21 protein-coding genes are annotated in these 23799 nt (G+C 62.5%); 14 read left to right on the top strand and 7 right to left on the bottom strand.

Annotated features, from left to right (window positions below):
• The first annotated feature begins 82 nt into the window (after positions 1 to 82).
• The 13 genes from tkt (at position 83) to N1058_RS04495 (ending at position 16409) form a co-directional block, all read left to right on the top strand.
• Positions 83 to 2143 carry a transketolase gene (gene tkt, locus N1058_RS04555; protein WP_265516295.1) on the top strand — a complete coding sequence of 687 codons (2061 nt, stop codon included), beginning with the start codon at positions 83 to 85 and terminating at the stop codon, positions 2141 to 2143.
• 306 nt (positions 2144 to 2449) lie between these two features.
• A complete protein-coding gene (gene gap, locus N1058_RS04550; protein ID WP_265516294.1) occupies positions 2450 to 3457 on the top strand; it encodes a type I glyceraldehyde-3-phosphate dehydrogenase in 1008 nt (335 codons plus the stop codon).
• A gap of 122 nt (positions 3458 to 3579) precedes the next feature.
• A complete protein-coding gene (locus N1058_RS04545; RefSeq protein WP_265516293.1) occupies positions 3580 to 5382 on the top strand; it encodes a potassium/proton antiporter in 1803 nt (600 codons plus the stop codon).
• 105 nt (positions 5383 to 5487) lie between these two features.
• Complete coding sequence (locus N1058_RS04540; RefSeq protein WP_265516292.1) at positions 5488 to 6684, top strand: phosphoglycerate kinase; 1197 nt, start codon at positions 5488 to 5490, stop codon at positions 6682 to 6684.
• A gap of 205 nt (positions 6685 to 6889) precedes the next feature.
• A complete protein-coding gene (locus N1058_RS04535) occupies positions 6890 to 7915 on the top strand; it encodes a class I fructose-bisphosphate aldolase (RefSeq protein ID WP_265516291.1) in 1026 nt (341 codons plus the stop codon).
• Positions 7916 to 8119: 204 nt separating this feature from the next.
• The gene (locus tag N1058_RS04530) at positions 8120 to 8869 is read left to right on the top strand and encodes an SGNH/GDSL hydrolase family protein (RefSeq protein WP_265516290.1); all 750 of its coding nucleotides are present in this window, start codon (positions 8120 to 8122) and stop codon (positions 8867 to 8869) included.
• Positions 8870 to 9062: 193 nt separating this feature from the next.
• Positions 9063 to 10403: an MFS transporter gene (locus N1058_RS04525; RefSeq protein ID WP_265516289.1), complete on the top strand. Its 1341-nt coding sequence runs from the start codon at positions 9063 to 9065 to the stop codon at positions 10401 to 10403.
• Positions 10404 to 10640: 237 nt separating this feature from the next.
• Positions 10641 to 11015 (top strand): ribosome silencing factor, encoded by a 375-nt coding sequence (gene rsfS / locus N1058_RS04520; protein WP_265516288.1) that lies wholly within the window; start codon positions 10641 to 10643, stop codon positions 11013 to 11015.
• 167 nt (positions 11016 to 11182) lie between these two features.
• Complete coding sequence (rlmH, locus tag N1058_RS04515; protein WP_265516373.1) at positions 11183 to 11662, top strand: 23S rRNA (pseudouridine(1915)-N(3))-methyltransferase RlmH; 480 nt, start codon at positions 11183 to 11185, stop codon at positions 11660 to 11662.
• Between the two features lie 221 nt (positions 11663 to 11883).
• Positions 11884 to 13188 (top strand): murein hydrolase activator EnvC family protein, encoded by a 1305-nt coding sequence (locus tag N1058_RS04510; RefSeq protein ID WP_265516287.1) that lies wholly within the window; start codon positions 11884 to 11886, stop codon positions 13186 to 13188.
• Positions 13178 to 14503 carry a S41 family peptidase gene (locus N1058_RS04505; protein WP_265516286.1) on the top strand — a complete coding sequence of 442 codons (1326 nt, stop codon included), beginning with the start codon at positions 13178 to 13180 and terminating at the stop codon, positions 14501 to 14503. Before N1058_RS04510 ends, N1058_RS04505 begins: the two co-directional genes overlap by 11 nt.
• Positions 14504 to 14721: 218 nt before the next feature.
• Complete coding sequence (locus tag N1058_RS04500; protein ID WP_265516285.1) at positions 14722 to 15879, top strand: divergent polysaccharide deacetylase family protein; 1158 nt, start codon at positions 14722 to 14724, stop codon at positions 15877 to 15879.
• Between the two features lie 8 nt (positions 15880 to 15887).
• The gene (locus tag N1058_RS04495) at positions 15888 to 16409 is read left to right on the top strand and encodes an RNA pyrophosphohydrolase (protein WP_265516284.1); all 522 of its coding nucleotides are present in this window, start codon (positions 15888 to 15890) and stop codon (positions 16407 to 16409) included.
• A gap of 5 nt (positions 16410 to 16414) precedes the next feature.
• On the opposite strand, the gene N1058_RS04490 is transcribed toward N1058_RS04495, so the two are convergent.
• The 7 genes from N1058_RS04490 to N1058_RS04460 form a co-directional block, all read right to left on the bottom strand.
• Positions 16415 to 16924, bottom strand: coding sequence for a superoxide dismutase family protein (locus N1058_RS04490; protein WP_265516283.1), 510 nt, complete (start codon positions 16922 to 16924; stop codon positions 16415 to 16417).
• Positions 16925 to 17070: 146 nt separating this feature from the next.
• Positions 17071 to 17478 (bottom strand): F0F1 ATP synthase subunit epsilon, encoded by a 408-nt coding sequence (locus N1058_RS04485; protein WP_265516282.1) that lies wholly within the window; start codon positions 17476 to 17478, stop codon positions 17071 to 17073.
• A 103-nt stretch (positions 17479 to 17581) separates the two neighbouring features.
• On the bottom strand, positions 17582 to 19096 hold the full coding sequence (gene atpD, locus N1058_RS04480; protein WP_265516281.1) for a F0F1 ATP synthase subunit beta: 1515 nt from the start codon (positions 19094 to 19096) through the stop codon (positions 17582 to 17584).
• 82 nt (positions 19097 to 19178) lie between these two features.
• Complete coding sequence (locus N1058_RS04475; protein ID WP_265516280.1) at positions 19179 to 20060, bottom strand: F0F1 ATP synthase subunit gamma; 882 nt, start codon at positions 20058 to 20060, stop codon at positions 19179 to 19181.
• Between the two features lie 12 nt (positions 20061 to 20072).
• Positions 20073 to 21602 (bottom strand): F0F1 ATP synthase subunit alpha, encoded by a 1530-nt coding sequence (gene atpA / locus N1058_RS04470; protein WP_265516279.1) that lies wholly within the window; start codon positions 21600 to 21602, stop codon positions 20073 to 20075.
• Positions 21602 to 22162 carry a F0F1 ATP synthase subunit delta gene (locus N1058_RS04465; RefSeq protein WP_265516278.1) on the bottom strand — a complete coding sequence of 187 codons (561 nt, stop codon included), beginning with the start codon at positions 22160 to 22162 and terminating at the stop codon, positions 21602 to 21604. Before N1058_RS04465 ends, atpA begins: the two co-directional genes overlap by 1 nt.
• A 331-nt stretch (positions 22163 to 22493) precedes the next feature.
• Entirely contained in the window at positions 22494 to 22889 is a 396-nt protein-coding gene (locus N1058_RS04460; RefSeq protein WP_265516277.1) for an AGROH133_08824 family phage infection protein, read from the bottom strand.
• Positions 22890 to 23395: 506 nt separating this feature from the next.
• On the opposite strand from N1058_RS04460, the gene N1058_RS04455 reads away from it, so the two are divergent.
• Complete coding sequence (locus N1058_RS04455) at positions 23396 to 23791, top strand: hypothetical protein (protein ID WP_265516276.1); 396 nt, start codon at positions 23396 to 23398, stop codon at positions 23789 to 23791.
• Positions 23792 to 23799 lie beyond the last annotated feature (8 nt).

Here is a 23799-nt window from a genome sequence, read left to right as displayed (position 1 = left end):
GGACCCTATCAAGGCGCGCGGAGACCGCAGGCTCGATACCAAGAGCCTTGGGTTTTATTGACTTAGGGACGCCACCTGCTATGTGTCCCCTGCATTTTCGGGCCACGATGCGCCAACCGTTCAATCTCCTGCCGATCTGCGAGCAAACATGATCCCACGCGACAAACATGACCGGATGGCGAACGCAATCCGTTTCCTCTCCATGGACGCCGTCGAGAAGGCCAAGTCCGGCCACCCCGGCCTGCCGATGGGGACGGCCGACATTGCCACTGTCCTGTTCACCCGTTTCATGACGCACGACCCGAAGAAGCCCCACTGGGCCGATCGGGACCGCTTCGTCCTGTCGGCGGGCCACGGTTCGATGCTGCTCTATTCCCTGCTCTACCTGCTCGGCTACGAAGACATCGACATCGACGAGATCAAGAATTTCCGCCAGTTGGGCTCGCGCACGGCCGGCCATCCCGAATACGGCCATGCGGCAGGGATCGAGACGACCACCGGGCCGCTCGGCCAGGGTCTCGCCAATTCGGTCGGCATGGCGCTGGCGGAACGTCTGCTCAACGCGCGCTACGGCGACGAGCTTGTCGACCACTATACCTATGTGCTGGCCGGCGACGGCTGCCTGATGGAGGGCATCAGCCAGGAGGCCATCGCATTTGCCGGCCACCTTCGGCTCAACAAGCTCATCGTCATGTGGGACGACAACCGGATCTCCATCGACGGCCCGGTCTCGCTCGCCGATTCCACCGACCAGTGTGAGCGCTTCGCGGCGTCGGGCTGGCATACGCTGCGCGCCGACGGCCATGACCCGGAGGCCATCGCCTCGGCCATCGAGACCGCCCGCGCCTCCGACCGCCCGACGCTGATCGCCTTCCGCACCACAATCGGCCACGGCGCGCCGACCAAATCCGGCACCGCGAAGGTACATGGCTCGCCGCTCGGCGCCGAGGAGATCGCAGGCGCCCGCGAGGCGCTCGGCTGGGACGCGGAGCCCTTCGTCGTGCCTTCCGACATTCTCGACGACTGGCGGTTGGCCGGCCTGCGCTCTGCCAAGGAGCGCAAGGAATGGGAAAAACGCCTGGCGGCAGCCGACGCCGACACCCGCGCCGAGTTCGAGCGCCGCATGCGCGGCGACCTGCCCGAAGCCTTCCCCGACGTTATCGACGACTATAAGAAGAAGCTGGCCAAGGAAAACCCGAAGGTTGCCACCCGTAACGCTTCGGAAATGGTATTGGAAGTCATCAATGACTGTCTGTCGGAAACGATCGGCGGCTCGGCCGACCTGACCGGCTCCAACAATACCCGCACCAGTCAGCTTGACACCGTGAAGCCGGGCGATTTTTCCGGTCGCTACGTCCATTACGGTATCCGTGAGCACGGGATGGCCGCGGCCATGAACGGGATGGCGCTGCATGGCGGCGTCATTCCGTATGGCGGCACCTTCCTGACCTTTTCCGACTATGCGCGCCCGGCCATGCGGCTGGCTTCGCTGATGGGCATCCGCTCCATCTTCGTGATGACCCATGACTCCATCGGCCTTGGCGAAGACGGCCCGACCCACCAGCCGGTCGAGCACTTGGCCGCGCTGCGTGCCATCCCCAACCACTACGTCCTGCGCCCCGCCGACACAGTGGAAACCGCCGAGTGCTGGCAGATCGCGCTGGAAAGCCGCAAAGTGCCCTCCACCATCGCCCTGACCCGCCAGAAGCTGGAGCCGGTGCGCATCAGCTATGATGACGAAAACCTCTGCGCCCGCGGTGCCTACGAGCTGGCGCCGGCGGGCGACGATGCGGTTGTCACCATCTTCGCAAGCGGCTCCGAGGTCGAGATCGCGGTCGCAGCCAAAAAGCAGCTCGACGAGCGCGGCCATCCGACGCGGGTCGTTTCGGTGCCGTGTTTCGAGCTGTTCGAGGCGCAGCCGGAGGACTATCGCGAGGCTATCCTCGGAGAGACGCCGGTACGCATCGCCATCGAAGCCGGTATCCGCCAAGGATGGGACCGTTTCATCGGGCCCGATGGCGTTTTCATCGGCATGACCGGCTTCGGCGCCAGCGCGCCGGCACCCGATCTCTACAAGCATTTCGGCATCACCGCCGAAGCTGCCGTGCAGGCGGCCGAGGCACGTCTTGGAGAAACGCAGTAAGACCGGCTGAAAGGATCCGGGGCGGCGCCTTGCCTTCTGGCACAGTCATCGTCCCGGCCTATGGCTGGATTCTTTATCGCGGCCGCATTAAGAGTCCACCCGAACGCTCGGCGGCCTAGGGCTGGTGAGGGATTTTTGGCTCTGGGAAGCGGGGAGGATGAAACCAATGTCGGGAATAACGGCCAATCCGCCACGCTTCCCAGCGCCAAAAGGATCCGGCAGACCTACCCGTCCGGGTTTCGATTGGGCTAAGTAACTCCCGTCTTTTCGCCATGTAGCCATGGCCTCACGCTCCGGAGGAAATTCATGACTGTCAAAGTCGCCATCAACGGATTTGGCCGCATCGGCCGCAACATCGTTCGCGCCATCTACGAATCGGGCCGCAAGGACATCGATGTCGTGGCCATCAACGATCTGGGTCCGGTCGAAACCAACGCCCACCTGCTGCGCTACGACAGCGTGCATGGCCGCTTCCCCTCGGAAGTGAAGGTCGAGGGCGACGCGATCAATATCGGCAGCGACAGCTTCAAGGTTTTTGCCGAGCGCGATCCGGCCAAGCTGCCATGGGGCGAGCTCGGCGTGGACATCGTGATGGAATGTACCGGCATCTTCACTTCCAAGGAGAAGGCCTCGCTTCACCTCGAAGCCGGCGCCAAGCGCGTGCTCGTCTCCGCCCCCGCTTCCGGTGCCGACCTGACGGTCGTCTATGGCGTGAACCACGACAAGATCTCGTCGGAGCACAAGATCGTTTCCAACGCTTCCTGCACTACCAACTGCCTGGCCCCGGTGGCCAAGGTGCTGCACGACGCTTTCGGCATCGAAAAGGGGTTCATGACCACAATTCACGCCTATACGGGCGACCAGCCGACGCTGGATACGATGCACAAGGACCTTTATCGCGCCCGCGCCGCGGCCATGTCGATGATCCCGACCTCCACGGGTGCGGCCAAGGCCGTCGGCCTGGTGCTGCCCGAGCTCAACGGCAAGCTCGACGGCGTATCCATCCGCGTGCCCACCCCCAACGTCTCGGTCATCGACTTCAAGTTCGTGCCGAAGAGGAAGGTCACGGTGGAGGAGGTCAATAAGGCGCTGGTCGACGCCGCCGACGGTTCGCTCAAGGGCATCCTCGCCTATACGGACGAGCCGCTGGTCTCCATCGATCTCAACCACAATCCCGCCTCCTCAACCTTCGCGCTCGACCAGACCAAGGTGATCGAAGGCGATCTCGTGCGCGTCATGTCGTGGTACGATAACGAATGGGGCTTCTCCAATCGGATGGCCGACACGGCGGTAGCTTTCGGCAAGACGATCTGACGCCGACGACGATAAATGCGACGATACGCCCGGCCTTCGTGCCGGGCGTTTTTTTCTTCCGGTGCTTGCGGTTCCGCGCGTTTGGCCGCACTGTTGGCCAAATCCGGGAAGTAGAGAGGGCGATGGATCAAGGCATCTACGTCATAACGCTCGTCGGCACCGTTCTGGTGCTGATCGCCGCCTTTTCCAGCCTGATCGCCTTCCGCTTCGGTGCTCCCCTCCTCCTCATCTTCCTTGGAATAGGCCTGGCCGCGGGCACCGACGGGCTGGGGCTGGATTTCGACAATGCGTCAGCAGCCTATTTCGTGGGATCGCTGGCGCTGGCCGTCATCCTGTTCGATTCCGGATTCGGCACGCCAATATCCGCCTTCCGCTCCGCGGCCGCGCCGGCGGTCGCGCTCGCTACGCTGGGCGTGGTGCTCACTGCCGGCCTTGTCGGCCTTGCCGCGCATTTCCTGACGGATTTCGATTGGCTGCAATCCTTCCTGCTCGGCGCCACCGTCGCTTCGACCGACGCGGCCGCGGTGTTCTTCCTGCTGCGGGTCGGAAACATCTCCGTGCGCGAGCGCGTCCGCTCGACGCTGGAGGTGGAATCGGGATCCAACGACCCGATCGCCATCTTCCTGACGCTCTCTCTCGTCGCATTGATCGCCACCGGCGCGCCGCTGGAGCCTGGCAAGCTCGCGGGCGAGGTGGCGCTTGGTTTCCTCCAGCAGATGGGCATCGGTCTTCTGGCCGGCATCGCCGGCGGCTATGTGATCGTGCGGCTGGTCGTTCGCCTGAACCTGGACCAGGGCCTTATCCCGATATTCGTGCTGGCCCTGTCGCTGCTCGTCTTCGCGCTCACCGGTGCCCTCGGCGGTTCGGGTTTCCTCGCCGTCTACGTGGCCGGTCTCGTGGCAGGCAACGGCCAGTTGCGCTCGCCCGCCTCAATCAAGCGCTTCCAGGATGGCGTGACATGGCTGGCGCAGATCATCATGTTCCTGGTGCTCGGGCTGTTCGCCACGCCTTCGCAGTTCGCCGAGATCGCCTTGCCGGCGCTGCTGCTCGGCCTCTTCCTCATCTTCATCGCCCGCCCGGTCGCGGTGACGCTGTGCCTACTGCCTTTTCGCTTCTCCCGCGCGGAGACGGCCTTCATCTCCTGGGTGGGCCTGCGCGGAGCCGTATCCATTCTCCTGGCCATCACGCCGCTCATAGACCAATTGCAAGGCGGTCGGGCGCTGTTCAACATCGTCTTCATCATCGTGCTCGTCTCGCTGATGGTGCAAGGATGGACCGTCGGTCCGCTCGCCCGACGGCTGAGCATGGTGGTGCCGCCCCGGCTGGGCCCGCTCAACAAGGTGGAACTGGAACTGCCAGGCTCGGCGCATCATGAACTATTGGCATATCGCGTGGTGCCGGGCAGCCCTGTCGAGCGCGGGCAGCGCATTCCGCGCTGGGCGCGCCCGGCGCTGGTGGTCCGCGATGGGCGCTCGATGACCTATCAGTATGCAGGCCGCCTGATGGCGGGCGACCATGTCTACATCTTCGTTCCCGACCGCTACCCGCGCCTGCTCGACCGTCTCTTCGCAAGTCCCGCCGAGATGGACCCGGAGGACGCGGATTTCTTCGGCGCCTTCAGCGTCGACCCGACCCGGCCCGCCGCCGATATCGAGGCGGCCTATGCGCCGGGATTGAGCGACAAGGAACAGGCGATGACAATCGCCGAATTCATGCGCAAGCGCCTGGGCGGACGCGCCGAATATGGCGATCGGGTCACGCTAGGAAGTATCGAACTGATCGTTCGCGATGTCGACGAGAAGGGCGAAATTGCGGCGGTGGGCCTGTCGGTCGACCCGCCCGCAAGTCCACCGCGCGTGCCTGTTTTCCTGAGCATCGGCGAGGCGGCGAGCCGCCTGTGGACCATGCTGAAAGGCCGACGCTAGCGCATCGGCGAAAAGCCTCGCGGCATCTTGCCAGCGCGGCTCTGCACTGTATGTTCCGGGCCGCATCCGACAATCGCAGCCTGCTGAACGAGGAGCAAGGGGACCATGGCCGATTTCAGGACTCTCGACGATCTGGGCGATATCGCCGGCAAGCGCGTTCTCGTGCGCGTCGATCTCAACGTGCCGATGAAGGACGGCGTGGTGACCGATGCGACCCGCATCGAGCGCATTGCGCCCACGCTTGCCGAATTGTCGGGAAAGGGGGCCAAAGTCATCCTGCTCGCACATTTCGGCCGGCCCAAGGGCAAGCGCGATCCTGAAGCCTCGCTCGGCCCCGTGGCCTATGCCGTCGAGACGGCACTGGATCAGCGCATACATTTTGCCTCCGACTGCATCGGCGAGACCGCTGCGGAGGCGGTCGGCGAGATGGCCGATGGCGATATGCTACTCCTTGAGAACACCCGTTTCCACCCGGGCGAAGAGAAGAACGATCCCGACTTTGCCGCCGCGCTTGCCGAAAACGGCGACATATATGTCAACGATGCCTTCTCCGCCGCCCATCGCGCCCATGCCTCCACCGAGGGTCTCGCCCGGCTGCTGCCGGCCTATGCCGGTCGCACCATGCAGGCCGAGCTGGAGGCTCTGGAAAAGGGGCTTGGCGATCCGGCACGCCCGGTGCTTGCCATTGTGGGCGGGGCAAAGGTCTCGACCAAGATCGACCTGCTGCTCAACCTGGTGAAGAAGGTCGACGCGCTGGTCATCGGCGGCGGCATGGCCAATACCTTCCTGGCCGCGCGCGGTACCGATGTGGGAAAATCGCTGTGCGAGCACGACTTGGCCGATACCGCCAGGCAGATCATGATCGATGCCGCCTCGGCCGGCTGCGCCATCGTGCTCCCATCGGACGCGGTGGTGGCCCGCGAGTTCAAGGGGGGTGCTGAAAGCCGGGTTGTCGAGGTCGACGCCGTGCCTGCGGACATGATGATCCTGGACGTCGGCCCGAAGACGGTCGAGAAGATCAAGGAATGGCTCGACCGTGCCGATACGGTCGTCTGGAACGGCCCTCTCGGCGCCTTCGAGATCGAGCCCTTCGACAAGGCGACGATGGCGGCTGCCCGATATGCGGCCGAGCGAACCCGTGAAGGACTGCTCGTGTCGGTGGCCGGCGGCGGCGACACGGTCGCGGCGCTGAACCAGGCTGGCGTCGCCGACGATTTCACCTATGTCTCGACCGCCGGCGGCGCTTTTCTGGAATGGATGGAAGGCAAACCGCTGCCCGGCGTGCTGGCATTAACGAAGTAGGCGAACTTCGTTTTCTTTCAATCGATTAGGAACCAAGCCACCGCATTCCGTTTTCTGCTGTCATCTGCTAATCGCGTTGCATGGCACGACTAGAGCGCCGTGCGTCCATTCGGACGCACAAAGGACGCTCTATCTTTTTGTTTCCGCATTTATGCGGACGTCAGGTGGTCCCACCTGAGTGCAAAATGCTAAAGGAGGCACAGGAATGAGCGAACGTCTTGAAGATATCGCCGCCCGCATGTTGGCAAGCGGCAAGGGAATTCTGGCCGCCGACGAAAGCACCGGCACCATCAAGAAGCGGCTGGATTCCATCGGTGTGGAATCGACCGAGGACACAAGGCGCGACTATCGCGAGATGCTGTTCCGCGCCGAAGAGGGAATGAAGAACCACATCTCCGGCGTCATCCTATATGACGAGACCCTGCGCCAGAAAGCTGGCGACGGCACGCCGCTGGCGAAGGTCATCGCCGATAGCGGCGCGGTGCCCGGCATCAAGGTCGACAAAGGCGCCAAGCCCCTGGCCGGTTTCGCGGGCGAGACCATCACCGAGGGCCTCGACGGACTGCGCGAACGCCTCGCCGAATATTACGATCTCGGCGCGCGCTTCGCGAAATGGCGCGGCGTGATCTCCATTTCCAACGATCTTCCAAGCTGGGGAGCCGTCAAGCAGAACGCGCAAGCGCTGGCTCGCTATGCGGCACTCTGCCAGGAGGCCGGCATCGTTCCCATCGTCGAACCGGAAGTGTTGATGGACGGCAAGCCGGGCGACCATTCCATCGACCGCTGCTACGACGTCACCGAATGGGTTCTGAAGACGGTCTTCGCCGAGCTTTACGATGCCCGCGTGCTGCTCGAAGGCATGGTATTGAAGCCCAACATGGTCATCGACGGCAAGAATGCCCGCAAGGCCAGCCGCGAGGAAGTGGCGGAAAAAACCGTGCGCTGCCTCAAGGCGACCGTACCCGCCGCCGTTCCGGGCATCGCATTCCTGTCGGGCGGCCAGTCGGACGAGGAAGCCACGGCGCATCTGTCGGCCATGAATGCCGGCCACGACACGCCGTGGACGTTGACGTTCTCCTATGGCCGCGCCCTGCAGGCAGCGGCCCTGAAGGCGTGGGGTGGCAAACAGGAGAATGTCGCCGCCGGCCAGCGGGCCTTTGCCCACCGTGCCCGGATGAACGGTCTCGCCGCCCGCGGCGACTGGAAGGAAGCGCTCGAAAAGGCGGCTTGACTGCCGCTCCCTTCGCATCCTCCTCCACCCCTGCCGGACATCTCCCCCTCGAGGGGAGGTCGGCTGTCAGGGCCGGAGGGCGAGGGGGTGCGCAGGGCGCAACGATGAATTGCTGCTGTAGTGTTAGCTCCAGGTCGCGTAGCGGATACAGCCCCGCCGGAATTATCGGTTCCACCCCCGATTGTCCTTTGCTAAACCTTTTCCATGAACCCGCTCAAGGCCGCGCTTTCCTGGCTTGCCTTCCCGGTCTATGCCTGGCAGGGCATCGGGGTGCGGCTGCGCACGCCGCGTATGCTACCGCCGCAGGGGCGGGTGCGTCATCGCATCGACGGGGCCGAGCCGGCAGTGCGCCTGCTGGTGATCGGCGATTCGTCCGTCGCCGGTGTCGGCATCGCCGATACGAGCCACGGCCTGCCGTCGCAGCTCGCCCGCCTTGTCGCCCTGCGCCACGAACGCGCGGTCGTGTGGCGGGCGGCCGGCTTCAATTCCGCAACTGCGGGACAGGTTCGCGACTTCGTGGTACCCAATCTGGCCGACGAGCACTGGACCCATATCGTGATCGCGGTGGGGACCAACGACGCCAAGAATTTTCACAGGGTAAAACGTTTCAAGCGGGAGTTCGGCGGTCTTCTCTACGCCCTACGCGCCAAATGGCCGGAGGCCCTGATCGTGTGGTCGCCTGTAGTGGACATGCGCCGCATGCCTGCTCTTCCGCCGGCTCTCGGCCGTATACTGGAAATCCGCGCATCGCTGATCAACCACATGGGAACGCAGCTTTGCGAGGAGCGCGGCGTGGTGCCGGCGACGCGGCTGCCCATAGACGATCCGGATGCCGGCTTTTCCGATGACGGCTTCCATGCCTCCGCGGACGGATACCGCGCCTGGGCCGAGCATCTTCTTTACTACATGCAGGAAGACCGGTTGATCGAACGCCCCGGCCGGCTGGTCGCCTGAAGCAGAATCGCCCGCTTCGTCTTTTCCATTTCATTCCACGTCGCATACTGCATAGCCGCCCGGCCAGCAAAGGCATAGAGCAGCGGCATTGGGCGAGCCGGTGGAACCCGCCCGGCCTTCATCTTATTTGCACAGAACCCGGCTACTTGCGCATGCCGGCATGTAGCTATTTTCGACCCGTGGAAGATCCGCCATGACCGCAGAAGCGGCAGCAACCGAGCAGCAGATTCCCGACTACGGCAGCGAGAACCTGCCGACGCCGGCGATCGCCGTCACATCGATCATCCTGTCCGTCGGGCTTGTCGCCGTCGGCAACGGGCTGATGTTCGCCTTCATTCCGCTGCGCTTGGCGGCCGAGGGTTTCAGCCCGGCCTGGGCAGGCACCATCCTCACCGCGCTGGCGGCGGGCGGCATGGCCGGCTGCTTCATGACCGGTCACATGGTGCGCCGCGTCGGCCATGCCCGCGTCTTCATGACGCTGACGGCCATCGTGATCCTCTCCAACGCCTTTATCGGCATGATGACGGACCCCTATTTCTGGCTCGGCTCGCGCGTCCTCTACGGCTTCGCCATGAACGGGCTTTTTATCGTGGCCCAGAGCTGGCTCAACGACGTGCTCGAGAACAATATCCGCGGTCGGGTGATGGCGATATTCTACGTTACCTACGTGGTGGCACTCGGGCTCGGCTCCTTCTCCGTGCGCTTCATCGACATCGCCGCCAACACGGCGCCCGTGATCGGCGTCGTTTTCGCCGCCGTGTCGATCATCCCCGTCGGGCTGACGCGCCTGCGTCCGCCTCCGCCCCCGGAAACCGCCTCAATCGCGCTGAAACTCGCCTGGGAGGTTTCGCCGGTGGGCCTTGCCGGCATGCTAGCCGTCGGCGGGTTGTCGATGATGGTGGCGGGCTTCGCGCCAATCCATGCCACCGCGGCGGGCCTGAGCCAGCAGGACGTCGCGCTTTTGATGTTCGCCATGCCGGTCGGGACGATCCTGATCCAGATTCCCGCCGGATGGATTTCCGATCGCATGGACCGCCGCTATGTCCTCGTCGCCGCCTCGCTGCTCGTCATCGTTGGCGGCGTGCTGGCTACGCACGTCGACGGCGGCGCCATGATCTGGATGCTGGGCGTCTACATGATATGGAGCGGCGCAACGGAGGCGATCTATTCCATTTCCAGCGCCCATGCGGGGGACCGCGCCCAAAAGGGCGATCTCGTGGCCCTGTCGAGTACGATGCTGTTTGCCTGGTCGCTGTCGGGCTTCCTCATCCCGGGCGGCACGACATTGCTTACGGCGGTTTTCGGCACCGAGGCCTTCATGTATGTCGCGATCGTGGTGGCGGTCGCCTTTTGCGCATTCGTCCTCTGGCGGATCAAGCTCGTCGAAGCGCCTTCGGCAGACGAGACAACCGATTTCACGCCGCTGCCGGCCCAGGCGCCGTTGCCGGCGGAATTGGCCTTTTATCCCGACGAAGCGGCCGAGCAACCGGAGCCAGAGGACAAATCGAAAGAAAGACAGGCGGGCCTGTCTTGAAACTGACAAGCTTGTCTGCCTATCTATTAGATGCCTGAACCATCCACCGGATGGCGGAAATGCGGCAGACTAACCCGCCCGCAGGCGACGAGCTGACGACCGGCTTTGCCGTTTTCGCTTTTCCAGAATCGGATTTTGGTTCAAGCTTACGGTGCACGATAGAATGTCGTGCAGCCTGGTTGTTCTTATTGGAAAGGAAAGACACTGAGAACAGCACTGCAGAAGAAGGCTGAAATCATGCCTTCACCGGCCGGGGCAAGCGGCGACAGCCTGTCTCGCGCCATCCAGACCGCGCTGACGAGCCTGGAAGGCTCCAAGGCGGAAAACATCGTTTCCATCGACATTCAGGGCAAATCACCGCTGGCCGACCACATGATCGTGGCGTCCGGACGGTCGCATCGCCATGTAGCGGCGGTTGCGGACCATTTGCTCCGGGCTCTCAAGGAGGAAGGTCTCGGTGCGGCACGCGTCGAAGGTCTTGCCGGCGCCGACTGGGTGTTGATCGATTCGGGCGATATCATCGTTCACGTGTTCCGGCCCGAAGTCCGGGAGTTCTACAACATCGAAAAGATGTGGGCGACTCCCGACCTGGACGACGAAACGCTGCACTGAAAGCATGTCCCGAAGAGCGGGAGCCGTTTTTCGGGAGAAGAACATGCTGGAAGCAAATGACGGATCGTCGTGACGGACGAGGGAACGCCGTTGCGGTCTGAAATATGCCGCCTGGAACGGCGCCGTACTGCGCCGTGCGTCCTTTTGGACGCATAAAGGAGGCTGACATCCGCATTCTGATTCATGCCGTCGGCCGGATGAAGGTCGGCCCCGAACGCGAATTGGCCGACCGCTTTCTCGATCGATTACAGAAGAGCGGCCCGGCCGTTGGCATCGAGTTTTCGGGTGTGATCGAATGCGCCGAGAGCCGAGCGCAGTCGCCCAATGAGCGCAAGCGCGAGGAAGGCCGAAAGCTGAACGAACTGGCCGAGGCTGGCGTGACGATCCTGCTTGACGAGCGTGGAAAGAACATTTCCTCGCGCGCCCTGGCCGAAATGATTGCCCGCTACCGCAACGAGGGCGTGAAGCAGGTGACATTCGCCATCGGCGGGCCGGACGGGCACGACGACGAGGCACGCGCCACGGCCGAGCTCGCCATATCCTTCGGTGCGCAGACCTGGCCGCACCAACTCATGCGCATCATGCTGGCCGAGCAGCTTTACCGCTCGGTGACAATCCTCGCCGGTCACCCCTATCACCGCGATTGACGGCGTGGCGCACAGCGGAAAGACTGATATTCGATATTACAGATCGCCTGCCGGTTGTCGTTTCGGCAACCATGGTTGATGCTTCCTTAACGAAGCCGCACTAATGTGCTGCGAAGAGCGTTGCGGCGTGTCGCCGGGCGTTCAACGAAAGTGCCGGGCGATCAGTCGCCCCCTGTTTCCAGCAGCATATCGGTTTTCGAACCGCAAGCAGAAGGCATGCGATGAACATGCGGAAGTTCAATTGCAGAATGGGGATCCGGGGGCTCGCCGCCGCCTCTTTCCTTGCCTGCGCCGTTCTTCCGGCCGCCGCTCAGACCGTCGATACGTTGGAGATCGAACAGAACAAGAGCCAGGAGGAGTTCGACCGGGTCGCCCGCGAGATGGAACTTTCGCAGCAGCGGCAGGAAGAACTTGCCGCTGAACTCGCGCAGGTGAAGAACGACAATGCGGCGCTGACGGCCGCGCTCATCCAGGCGGTGAAGACCGAACGCAAGCTGAGCGAGGACATCCAGGCCATCGAAGGCAGGCTGGAAAACCTGACGGAGCGGGAAAATGAGCTGAAAACCTCGCTCCGCGCCCGGCGGGGGACCCTGGCCGAGGTCCTAGGCGCCCTGCAGCGCATGGGGCTCAACCCTCCGCCGGCCATATTGGTGCGTCCCGAGGATGCGCTGGCCTCGGTCCGCAGCGCCATCCTGCTCGGCGCCGTCGTCCCCGAACTGCGGGAGGAGACCGCAATCCTCGTGGCAGACCTCCAGGAACTGGCGCGGATCGTCGCCTCCATTCGTTCGGAACGGCAAAGTCTTGAGGAGAAGGTCGCCGAACAGGCCCATGAGAAGCAGCGCCTGACCGCCCTTTTAACCGAAAAGCGCCGCCTTCAGACCGAAGCCGAAGCCCTGATGGAAGAAGAGCTGGCGAAGGCGCAGGATCTGGCCCTGCGTGCCGATAGCCTGCAAGGGCTGATCGTTTCGCTGCAGACCGAGATCGAGAGCCTTCGTGCCGCGCTGGAGGAAAGGCGCGCCCGCCAGGAGCGCGATACGGAGGATGCGCGCCAGGAAAACCGGCTGACCGAGGTGTTGCCTTTTGCCCGCCGCGCGGGCCTTCTGCCCTTGCCCGTTTCAGGCGAATTCGCCTCTCATTATGGCGAGGATGACGGCACCGGAAGCACCCTGAAGGGTGACATTCTAAGGACACAATCGGGCGCAATCGTAACTGCACCGGTCGATGGTACGGTGCTTTATGCGGGACCGTTTCGTTCATACGGTCAGCTATTGATACTGGACCCCGGCGACGGTTATCATGTCGTATTGGCTGGCATGGACCGGCTGCATGTCTCACTGGGACAAACCGTACTGGCGGGCGAGCCGATAGGCATGATGGGCGAGGCAAGACTGGCAAGTATCTCCACAGCTGCTGCTGGCAGCGCTACTCCCGAACTCTATGTGGAGTTCAGGAAAGATGGGAAACCGGTCGATCCGAAGCTCTGGTGGGCTCGGGAATTATCTGGAAGGACGGGAAATGATACGTAAGTTGTCCCTATTGCTTGCCGGTGCGTTGATGGGCGCATCCGCCGTCAGCCTTGTTCATGGAACAAGCGGATCGGCTGCGGTTGCGGCAGGCACGGAGACTTATCGCCAGCTGGCGATCTTTGGTGACATCTTCGAGCGCGTGCGCGCTCAGTATGTTACGGAACCGGACGATCAGAAGCTGGTGGAGAGCGCCATCAACGGCATGCTCACCTCGCTCGATCCGCATTCGTCCTTCCTGAATGCCGACGCCGCCAAGGACATGCGAGTGCAGACCAAGGGGGAGTTCGGCGGCCTCGGCATCGAAGTCACGATGGAAAACGAGCTGGTCAAGGTGGTATCTCCCATCGACGACACCCCGGCCGCCCGCGCCGGCATTCTGCCCGGAGACCTGATCGAAAAGATCGACGGCGAAGAAGTGCGCGGCATGTCGCTCAACGACGCCGTGGACAAGATGCGCGGCCTGGTGAACACGCCGATCGAGCTGTCGATCCTGCGCGAGGGCCAGGTTCAGCCGCTCAAGATCACCATCGTTCGCGACATCATCAAGGTGAAGGCCGTCAAGCACCGCGTCGAAGGTGACATCGGCTACATGAAGATCACCTCGTTTACGGAAAAGACGATGGACGATTTGCGTGCGGCTATCGACGCGATCAAGAGCGAAGTCCCCGACGACAAACTGAAGGGCTATGTGCTCGATCTGCGGCTGAACCCCGGCGGTCTCCTCGACCAGGCGGTCAATGTCTCCGATGCGTTCCTCGACCGCGGAGAGATCGTCTCCACACGCGGACGCCAGCCGAATGACATCTCCCGCTTCGGTTCGCGGCCTGGCGACCTGACCGACGGCAAGCCGGTGGTCGTGCTGATCAATGGCGGCTCGGCCAGCGCTTCCGAAATCGTCGCGGGTGCTCTGCAGGACCATCGCCGGGCGACCATCCTCGGCACCCAGTCCTTCGGCAAGGGCTCCGTGCAGACGATCATCCCGCTGGGCGAGAACGGCGCACTGCGCCTGACCACGGCGCTCTATTACACGCCATCCGGCCAGTCCATTCAGGGCAAGGGTATTACGCCCGACATCAAGGTGGAGCAGCCCCTGCCCGAAGAACTCGCCGGACGCGACCTCTCGCGGGGCGAATCGGATCTGCGCGGCCATATCCAGGGTGAGCTGGAGAGCACCGAAGGTTCAGGCTCCATCGCCTATGTTCCGCCGGAACCGGAGGATGACGTGCAGCTGAACTACGCGCTCGAGCTGCTGCGCGGCGAGAAGTCCGACCCGGCCTTTCCGCCGAACCCCGACAAGGCGGTCATGAACCAGTAGAATGCCGAACGCACGCCGCCAGACTGGGCGGCGTGCGTTCGCGCCCGTTCCACACTTTCACACCGCTCACGATGTGAGGCGGAAGAGTTCCGGCTATCAAATTCAAACTCATTCAACTGCGCTATCATCCACCGGTTGGTGATTCGCGGCCGCTGGCCGCGCGGCATTTGGGCATGCGATAGGGGCTGCACGAACGCATGGAACCGGGGCGCGACGATATGAACAGGCCGCTCGGCCAGGCAAAGCCAGGCCGCGACCGCGCCGCAACACGCATAAGCATGAAGGCCGTGGCCGGCGTGGCCGCAGCCGTTGTGCTGATTGGCGGATCCGCCTTTCTGTCGCTTCGTGACGACCCCCTGCGCTCCCCCTCGCCCATGGCCGTTTCCGAGCCGGAAATGACGACGGCGCCGGCGAAGGGCCAAGCCAAGGTGGAGACGGCAGATGCCGAACGGGAAGCATTATCACCCCGCCAAGGAGCACCGGGCGCCTCCATCATTCGTGTGAATCCGGAAGATCAGCGGGCCGACGACGAAATTATCGTCATTCACGATCCCGCCGCGATCGGCCAGAACCCGCGCGTCGCACACCTGCCCGACCGGAGTCTTATCGAGGCGTCCGAGATGGGGCCGCTCCCCGTGCGCAATGCCGCCGGTCTGCGGCCGTTCGATGTCTATGCCCGCCCCTGGTCCGGCGCGCGTGGCGCGCGGATTGCGCTGATGATCGGCGGGCTCGGCATCTCGCAGACGGGCACGCAGCGCGCCATAGAACGCCTCCCCTCCGAAATCACGCTCGCCTTTGCCTCGCAAGGCAACAGCCTGTCACGCTGGATGCAGACAGCCCGGCGTGAAGGCCACGAGATCATGATCCAGCTTCCGCTGGAGCCGTTCGACTACCCCGCCGTCAATCCTGGCCCGAGAACGCTTCTGGTCCGCACACCGTGGAGCGAGAACGTGCAGAACCTCCATTGGGCACTGTCGCGCATGACGAATTACACCGGCGTCATAAATTATATGGGCGCACGCTTTACGGCCGATCCTGACGCAATGGGCCAGCTGATGGAGGAGCTGGGACAGCGCGGACTGGCCTACGTCGACGATGGGACCTCCGCGCGCAGCCTGGCTGAAACGCTGGCGCCCCGAAAGGGCGTTCCCTTCGCCGCCGGGGATACGGTGATCGATGCCGCGCCGGAAAGAGGCGCGATACTGAAAAAGCTCGACGAATTGGAGCGTATAGCCCGCGCGCGCGGTTACGCGGTCGGCACCGGCTCCGCACTTGATATGACCGTGGAAACCGTTGCCACCTGGAGCGCCGAGGTGCGTACGCGCGGCATCGAGCTCGTGCCGGTTTCGGCGGTTGCGTTGGATCCGGAGGGATAGTGGACAATATGGCGACAGACAAGAAATCAAGGGCGAGCAAGCTGCCTTACCGTCCATGCGTCGGTATCATGGTGCTGAACGACACCGGCGCCGTGTGGGCGGGCCGGCGCATCATCGAGCCTGAAGGCGAAATGGAAGGGGCCACGATGCTCTGGCAGATGCCGCAGGGTGGCATCGACAGGGGAGAGGATCCATTCGAAGCCGCCAAGCGCGAACTCTACGAGGAGACAGGCATGAAAAGCGTCTCTCTGCTCGCCGAGGCACCAGAATGGATCGACTACGACCTGCCGGAGCATCTCGTCGGCATCGCGCTGAAGGGAAAATTCGGGGGCCAGACCCAGAAATGGTTCGCCTTCCGCTTCGAGGGCGATGAAAGCGAGATCGCCATAAACCCGCCGCCGGGCGGCCACGAGCCCGAATTCGATGCGTGGGCATGGAAGCCCATGGACGAGTTGCCGGATCTCATCGTCCCCTTCAAGCGCCGTGTCTATGAGGATGTGATAGCCGCATTCAGGCACCTTGCGCCCTGACGCTCCTACTCGATGACGCCGCACGCAATGCGGTCACCCGCCTCACCGGAAGGCTGGCTGCGATAGTCATCCGCTTCCGCGTGCAGGACAACGGCGGAGCCATCCTGATCGCGCAGGGAATTTTCGCCCTCTTCCAAAGGCAAATCTTCCGCGAAGAACTCGACCTTGAGGATGCCATCCTGACCGACATTCACATTCGGCAGGTCACCTGGATGCGGCCCTTCCGGATCTTCGATCCCGTGCGCCTTTCCACCGGCGAGGTGGCCTCCGGCTGATTTGAACTCGTCGGCCGGGTCGCATTCGCCGGTCTCATGTACGTGGAACCCATGCGGTCCCGGCGGCAGATCCGTCATCTCCACGACAATATGAGTCACGCCCGATGGCGTTGCGTTGAAGGTCACCCTCCCGACCGAGGCTTCGTCGCCATCGATCATACTGGCGGTTGCCTGGTCTTGTGCCTGCGCGGAGCCGAGGGAGAGAGCGCCTGCGGCCAGAACGAGTGTCAGTAGTCTCATATGCAGCTCCCGTGTTTGGATGGAAAGATGTGCCGTCCCTTCCTCCTCCAACACGGAAGCGCCCGGTTTGTTTCCATTCCCACAACTGAAGCTCAACAAAAAAAGCCGGCGTCTCCGCCGGCTTTCTCGCAATAGCATATCGTCTATCAGGCCGGCAGGATCGCGCCTTCGAGCGTGGTGAGCTGACTGAGGAATTCCTCGGCCTTCGTGCGCGTCACATCGTCCTTGGCGTCGTCCACGTCTTCGCGCGCTTCCTGGATGCGGCGGGCCAGATCCTCGCGGTCGATATCGTCGACGTGAACCGCCGATTCGGCCAGCAACGTGCAGCCTTCCGGCAGGATATCGGCGAAGCCGCCAAACACCACGTAGCGGTCCTGTTTGTCGGCAGCGCTGGAAACGGTGATGACGCCGGGCTTGATGCCGGTCATGGTCGGCGCGTGATTGGCCATCACGGTCATTTCGCCTTCCGTTCCCGGAATCACGACCTGGACGACCTCCTCGGAAACGAGAAGCCGCTCGGGCGAAACCAGTTCGAATTTGAAGGATTGAGCCATGCTTCTTTAGCGAATAGCGAATAGCGAATAGCGAATAGAAATTCGCAACCTGCCGCTTTCACAATCCCTATTCGCTACTCCCCTATTCCCTATTCGCTCTGGATCAGGCTGCTTCCGCAGCCAGCTTTTCCGCCTTCTCGATGGCGTCCTCGATGGTGCCGACCATGTAGAAGGCAGCCTCCGGCAGGTGATCGTATTCGCCGGCGACAAGGCCCTTGAAGCCCTTGATGGTGTCGGCGAGATCGACCAGCTTGCCCGGCGTGCCGGTGAACACTTCGGCCACGAAGAAAGGCTGCGACAGGAAGCGCTCGATCTTGCGGGCGCGGGCGACCGTCAGCTTGTCCTCTTCGGAAAGCTCGTCCATGCCCAGGATCGCAATGATGTCCTGCAGCGACTTGTACCGCTGCAGCGTCTGCTGCACGTCGCGCGCCACCTCGTAGTGCTCCTCGCCGACGATCATCGGGTCGAGCATGCGCGAGGTCGAATCGAGGGGATCCACGGCCGGGTAGATGCCCTTTTCCGAGATCGCGCGATTGAGCACGGTCGTGGCGTCCAGATGGGCGAAGGAGGTTGCCGGCGCCGGGTCGGTCAGATCGTCGGCGGGCACGTAGATGGCCTGCACCGAGGTGATCGAGCCCTTGTTGGTCGTCGTGATGCGCTCCTGGAGCGCGCCCATGTCGGTCGCCAGCGTCGGCTGGTAGCCAACGGCCGAAGGAATACGACCGAGAAGCGCTGACACTTCCGAACCCGCCTGGGTGAAGCGGAAGATGTTGTCGACGAAGAAGAGCACGTCCTGGCCCTGGTCGCGGAAATACTCGGCAACCGTGAGGCCCGTCAGGCCAACGCGGGCACGGGCGCCGGGCGGCTCGTTCATCTGGCCGTAAACGAGCGCGGCCTTGGAGCCTTCGCCGCCGCCCTTCTTGTTGACGCCCGAATCGATGAACTCATGATAAAGATCGTTGCCTTCGCGGGTACGCTCGCCCACGCCGGCGAACACCGAATAGCCGCCATGCGCCTTGGCGACGTTGTTGATCAGTTCCTGGATCAGAACGGTCTTGCCGACGCCGGCGCCGCCAAACAGGCCAATCTTGCCGCCCTTGGCGTAAGGTGCGAGCAGGTCGAGAACCTTGATGCCGGTGACCAGGATCTCGGCTTCCGTAGACTGATCGACATATTCCGGCGCGGGCGCGTGAATGGGACGCATCTCCGTCGCCGTGACAGGACCTTCCTCGTCGATCGGCTCGCCGATAACGTTGATGATGCGGCCCAGCATTTCAGGACCGACAGGCACGGTGATCGGGGAGCCAGTGTCGGTCACATCCTGCCCACGCACCAGACCTTCGGTCGAGTCCATGGCGATGCAGCGAACGGTGTTCTCGCCCAGATGCTGCGCCACCTCGAGCACTAGGCGGTTGCCCTGGTTGTCCGTCTCCAGCGCGTTCATGATCGCCGGCAGATGATCGGTGAAGTGCACGTCGACGACGGCGCCGATGACCTGGCGAACGGTGCCCTTGGCTCCGGAGGACGCCGCGGGTGTCTTCTTTGCCGGCGCCCGCTTGGCGGGCGCGGCCTTATTGGCGGTCGCCGAAGTCGTTTTCGGTGTCGCTGCTCTAGCCATAATCAATAACCTCTTCGGTCCGTTGAGCAATTCCAGGAAAAGTGGAAACCGGTTTTCCGTCCGGAATTGCGAATACAGGAGTTTAGAGCGCTTCCGCGCCCGAAATAATCTCGATCAGTTCCTTGGTGATCTGCGCCTGGCGCTGGCGGTTGTAGGTGATCGACAGTTTGTCGATCATCTCGCCCGCATTGCGCGTCGCGTTGTCCATCGCGGTCATCTTCGCACCCATCTCGCCGGCGGCATTCTCCAGAAGGGCCCGGAAAACCTGGACGGAGATATTGCGCGGGATGAGATCGGCCAAGATACTCGCCGCATCCGGCTCATACTCGTACGCCGCGTCGGAGTCCTGGTTTTCAACCGCGCCATCAGCCGGTGCCTGTGCCGGGATCACCTGCAACGCCGTCGGTATCTGGCTGATGACCGACTTGAACTCGGAATAGAACAGGGTGCAGACGTCGAATTGTCCATTCTCGAACAAGCCGATGATCTTCTTGGCGATCTCATCGGCATTGGCGAAGCCGATCCTCTTCACCTCCCGCAGGTCGACGCGATCGATGATGTGCTGGCCGTATTCGCGACGAAGGATGTCGTAACCCTTCTTGCCGACGCAAAGGATCTTGACCGTCTTGCCTTCCGACAGAAGCTTGCGCACGTGATCGCGCGCATGGCGTGCGATCTGGCTGTTGAACCCGCCGCACAGGCCGCGCTCGGCGGTTGCCACAACCAGCAGATGGGTGTCGTCCTTGCCGGTGCCCGTCATCAGCGGTGGCGCATCACTGCCCGAAACCGTCGAGGCGACATTGGCCAGAACCGTGCCCATGCGCTGGGCGTAAGGCCGCGCGGCTTCCGCGGCCTCCTGCGCGCGACGCAGCTTCGCCGCGGCGACCATCTGCATCGCCTTGGTGATTTTCTGCGTCGCCTTGACCGAGGCGATCCGATTGCGAAGGTCCTTGAGGGAAGCCATGCGTCACAAACCTCAGGCGAAGTTCTTGGCGAAGGCGTCGATCTCTGCCTTGAGCTTGCCGCGCAGATCGTCTGACAGGGCCTTTTCCTTGCGGATCGCCTCCAGCACTTCCTTGCCTTCGCTGCGCATATGCGTCAGCAGAGCCTGCTCGAAGCGGGTCACGTCCTTGAGAGCCAGCTTGTCGAGATATCCCTGCACGCCGGCAAAGATGACGGCGACCTGCTCTTCCGTCTTCAACGGCGAGAACTGCGGCTGCTTCAATAGCTCCGTCAGGCGCGCGCCGCGGTTGAGCATGCGCTGCGTGGCGGCGTCGAGGTCCGAGCCGAACTGGGCGAAGGCCGCCATCTCGCGATACTGGGCAAGCTCGCCCTTGATCGAACCGGCCACTTGCTTCATCGCCTTAACCTGTGCGGCGGAACCGACGCGGGACACCGAAAGGCCGACATTCACCGCGGGGCGAATACCCTGGAAGAACAGGTTGGTCTCAAGGAAGATCTGCCCGTCCGTGATCGAGATCACGTTGGTCGGAATGTAGGCCGACACGTCGTTGGCCTGCGTCTCGATGATCGGCAGCGCCGTCAGCGAGCCCGAGCCATTGTCCTCGTTCAGCTTCGCCGCGCGCTCGAGAAGGCGGGAGTGCAGATAGAACACGTCCCCCGGATAGGCTTCACGGCCGGGCGGGCGGCGCAGCAGCAGCGACATCTGGCGATAGGCCACGGCCTGCTTGGAAAGATCGTCATAGCCGATAACGGCGTGCTTGCCGTTGTCGCGGAAATATTCGCCCATGGCGCAGCCGGCGAACGGGGCCAGGAACTGCATCGGCGCCGGGTCCGAAGCCGTGGCGGCGACGATGATGGAATATTCGAGCGCGCCGCGCTCTTCGAGCACCTTCACGAACTGCGCGACGGTCGAGCGCTTCTGGCCGACGGCGACATAGACGCAGTAAAGCTTCTGGCTCTCGTCATCGCCGTCATTGAGCGCCTTCTGGTTGAGGAAGGTGTCGAGAACGATGGCCGTCTTGCCGGTCTGGCGGTCGCCGATGATCAGCTCGCGCTGGCCGCGGCCGACCGGGATCAGCGCATCGATGGCCTTGAGGCCGGTCGACATCGGCTCATGCACGGATTTGCGGGGAATGATGCCCGGCGCCTTGACGTCGACGCGGCGGCGCTCCTTGGACTTGATCGGGCCCTTGCCGTCGATCGGGTTGCCGAGGCCGTCGACCACGCGGCCGAGAAGCTCGGGGCCAACCGGCACGTCCACGATGGTCCCGGTGCGCTTGACGGTGTCGCCTTCCTTGATGTCGCGGTCGGCGCCGAAGATGACCACGCCGACATTGTCGACTTCGAGGTTCAGCGCCATGCCGCGAATGCCGCCGGGAAACTCGACCATCTCGCCGGCCTGGACATTGTCGAGGCCATAGACACGGGCAATACCGTCACCAACGGACAAGACCTGACCGACCTCCGAAACTTCGGCCTCTTTGCCGAAATTCTTGATCTGGTCCTTGAGAATTGCGGAAATTTCCGCTGCGCGGATATCCATCAGCCGACCTCTTTCAGTGCAAGCTTGAGCGAATTGAGTTTGGTTTTAAGCGAAGTATCGATCTGGCGCGATCCGAGCTTGACGACAAGTCCGCCGAGAAGGGAGGGATCGACCGTCACGTCCATGGTGACGTCCTTGCCGGCGACATCCTTGAGGGCCGCCTTGAGCTCTTTTTCCTGCGCCGCCGTCATCTTGTGCGCCACCGACACTTCGGCGGTAACCTCGCCCCGTGCCTGCGCGGCGATCTGGCGAAAGGCGCGTATCATCTGCGGCACGGCGAAGAGACGCCGGTTGCGCGCGGTCACGCGAAGGAAATTGCCGACCAGCCCAGTGATGCCGGCCTTGTCGAGCACTGCGCCGACGGCCCTGAATTGTTCTTCGGCTGAAAAGACCGGGCTCTTGATCAGGCGCTGAAGATCGTCGCTGCCCTTGAGCATCTCCTCGAAGCGGGAAAGGTCGCTTTCAGCGGCTGGAACGGCCTTCGCCTCATTGGCGAGTTCGAACAGCGACTGCGCATAGCGTCCTGCCACTCCGGAGATCATCGAGCCAGATTCTGCCACGGGATGGTCTCTTCTCACAGCTGAGGGTCGCGAGATTTGACGCTGGAGTGCGAAGACTCGGGCTAAATCCCTGACCTTGTTGATATTATTTCAACACAGGAGAACGCGTGCCACCGTCCCCCGGCCGAAAGCCGCTTGCCGTCTAGCACAGGCTTTCCGGACTCGCAACACGCCGCAACACAACGAAAGGGGAGGTTTTGTCGCAGCCGCCCCGCGGCCACAGCGCCGTGCGTCTTTCTGAACGCCCGAAGGACGCTGTAGATTATTGAATCTATGCATCGTGCTTCCCGAAAATCAATCCGATCTTCGGGCCGATGCTGTAGCCGCAACGTCAGCCTATGAAGCCAAACGTAAAAGCCAGCGGCAACGCAGAAAGCGCGATGGTGACGATGAGGCAAAGCCAGTTGTAGAGCGTGTTGGCGCCGTCCGACATCATGGAAACCAGACGCCCGAAAGCCGCCAGCGCCCACGCGAAACCGAGCACCATATAGACCAGCGGCTGGGCGAACAGGATGGCGCCGAGGCCGATGCCCAGATAGAACCCGCCCAACTGCGCGCGCACAGATGAAACACCCGAAGGCCGCGACGGCTCGCTCTCCAATCGCAGCGCCCGCAACATCAGCCGTGGCGCGAAAAGCGCGCAGGCCCCTAGCAGCAGGGTAAAGGCCGCCACGCTCCAGGCCAGCCACTCACCCTGGCTGTAGGGCCAGGGAAACGCGAAATCCATGGTCCGTTCCTCTTGGATATTCCAGTCGCTGCACGCGATAGTACGATTCTGGACTCAGCACCAACTTCAATCGTAGAGTGTAGAATTGGGCGAAGCAAATGTGGACGTGTGTCTCTTGAGAAGAAGCGAGCTTCAAACCCTGGCCGAGGCAAAACTTGAGGACGCGCAACTGCTGCTTCTGCACAAGCGCGCCTCAATGCATATTATTTGGCAGGTTATGCAGTGGAATTCGCCTTAAAAGCCTGCATAGCCAAACAGATCAGCGCTGACACAATTCCAGACAGGAACTTCATACGGAACGTATATTCACATGAGTTCTCACAGCTGGTCGGATTGGCGGGGTTATCCGGCGAGCTGAAGCGCGAACTTTCGAACAATTCATCATTTGCGGTCAATTGGGCGATTTCCAGCGAATGGCTTCCCGACGCCCGTTATCGCTCCTATACTATGTTTGAGGCCCAAACGCTGTTTGAAACGACGGAGAACTCGGAGAGCGGAGTCATCCAATGGATCAGACGTTTCTGGTAACGAAGGGGCAGAGACTCATCGAGCTGTTGGATCTCACGCTCGCGAAGCCACAAGCTGCAATGTGGGTCCACTATCCCGATAGCGATGTATGGAAGCTTTGGATCGTCCCTGACAGCGCGGTGCAGGATAAGCGAGAATTCTACAGAATTGTAGCCGAAGTCATCTCGGATCAGGAAACTCTTGCCGGATTGGACGTAAGCGCCACAGAATTTATCCGTGAAGACCATCCTGCTATTCGAGGAATGCAAAGGGTGCTGCGTATGCCGGGCGTTGGTGATGCCCATTTCACAGGCAACACATTTAACGGATATTACCTTCCAGATGGCATTGTAATACGCATGGACGTAGCGCGGAAAAATCCAGCAGCCGCGTGAGCCGGATT

The sequence above is a fragment of the Nitratireductor luteus genome (assembly GCF_026162365.1).
Lineage (GTDB): Bacteria > Pseudomonadota > Alphaproteobacteria > Rhizobiales > Rhizobiaceae > Chelativorans > Chelativorans luteus.
This window is presented reverse-complemented; position numbering and strand designations above follow the sequence as displayed.

Bases quoted from the DNA above. Each gene is read 5' to 3' on its own strand.
- gap (WP_265516294.1), top strand. From the start codon at position 2,450: ATGACTGTCAAAGTCGCCATCAACGGATTTGGCCGCATCGGCCGCAAC.
- N1058_RS04545 (WP_265516293.1), top strand. From the start codon at position 3,580: ATGGATCAAGGCATCTACGTCATAACGCTCGTCGGCACCGTTCTGGTG.
- N1058_RS04540 (WP_265516292.1), top strand. From the start codon at position 5,488: ATGGCCGATTTCAGGACTCTCGACGATCTGGGCGATATCGCCGGCAAG.
- N1058_RS04535 (WP_265516291.1), top strand. From the start codon at position 6,890: ATGAGCGAACGTCTTGAAGATATCGCCGCCCGCATGTTGGCAAGCGGC.
- N1058_RS04530 (WP_265516290.1), top strand. From the start codon at position 8,120: ATGAACCCGCTCAAGGCCGCGCTTTCCTGGCTTGCCTTCCCGGTCTAT.
- N1058_RS04525 (WP_265516289.1), top strand. From the start codon at position 9,063: ATGACCGCAGAAGCGGCAGCAACCGAGCAGCAGATTCCCGACTACGGC.
- rsfS (WP_265516288.1), top strand. From the start codon at position 10,641: ATGCCTTCACCGGCCGGGGCAAGCGGCGACAGCCTGTCTCGCGCCATC.
- N1058_RS04510 (WP_265516287.1), top strand. From the start codon at position 11,884: ATGAACATGCGGAAGTTCAATTGCAGAATGGGGATCCGGGGGCTCGCC.
- N1058_RS04505 (WP_265516286.1), top strand. From the start codon at position 13,178: ATGATACGTAAGTTGTCCCTATTGCTTGCCGGTGCGTTGATGGGCGCA.
- N1058_RS04500 (WP_265516285.1), top strand. From the start codon at position 14,722: ATGAACAGGCCGCTCGGCCAGGCAAAGCCAGGCCGCGACCGCGCCGCA.
- N1058_RS04495 (WP_265516284.1), top strand. From the start codon at position 15,888: ATGGCGACAGACAAGAAATCAAGGGCGAGCAAGCTGCCTTACCGTCCA.
- N1058_RS04490 (WP_265516283.1), bottom strand. From the start codon at position 16,924: ATGAGACTACTGACACTCGTTCTGGCCGCAGGCGCTCTCTCCCTCGGC.
- N1058_RS04485 (WP_265516282.1), bottom strand. From the start codon at position 17,478: ATGGCTCAATCCTTCAAATTCGAACTGGTTTCGCCCGAGCGGCTTCTC.
- atpD (WP_265516281.1), bottom strand. From the start codon at position 19,096: ATGGCTAGAGCAGCGACACCGAAAACGACTTCGGCGACCGCCAATAAG.
- N1058_RS04475 (WP_265516280.1), bottom strand. From the start codon at position 20,060: ATGGCTTCCCTCAAGGACCTTCGCAATCGGATCGCCTCGGTCAAGGCG.
- atpA (WP_265516279.1), bottom strand. From the start codon at position 21,602: ATGGATATCCGCGCAGCGGAAATTTCCGCAATTCTCAAGGACCAGATC.
- N1058_RS04460 (WP_265516277.1), bottom strand. From the start codon at position 22,889: ATGGATTTCGCGTTTCCCTGGCCCTACAGCCAGGGTGAGTGGCTGGCC.
- N1058_RS04455 (WP_265516276.1), top strand. From the start codon at position 23,396: ATGGATCAGACGTTTCTGGTAACGAAGGGGCAGAGACTCATCGAGCTG.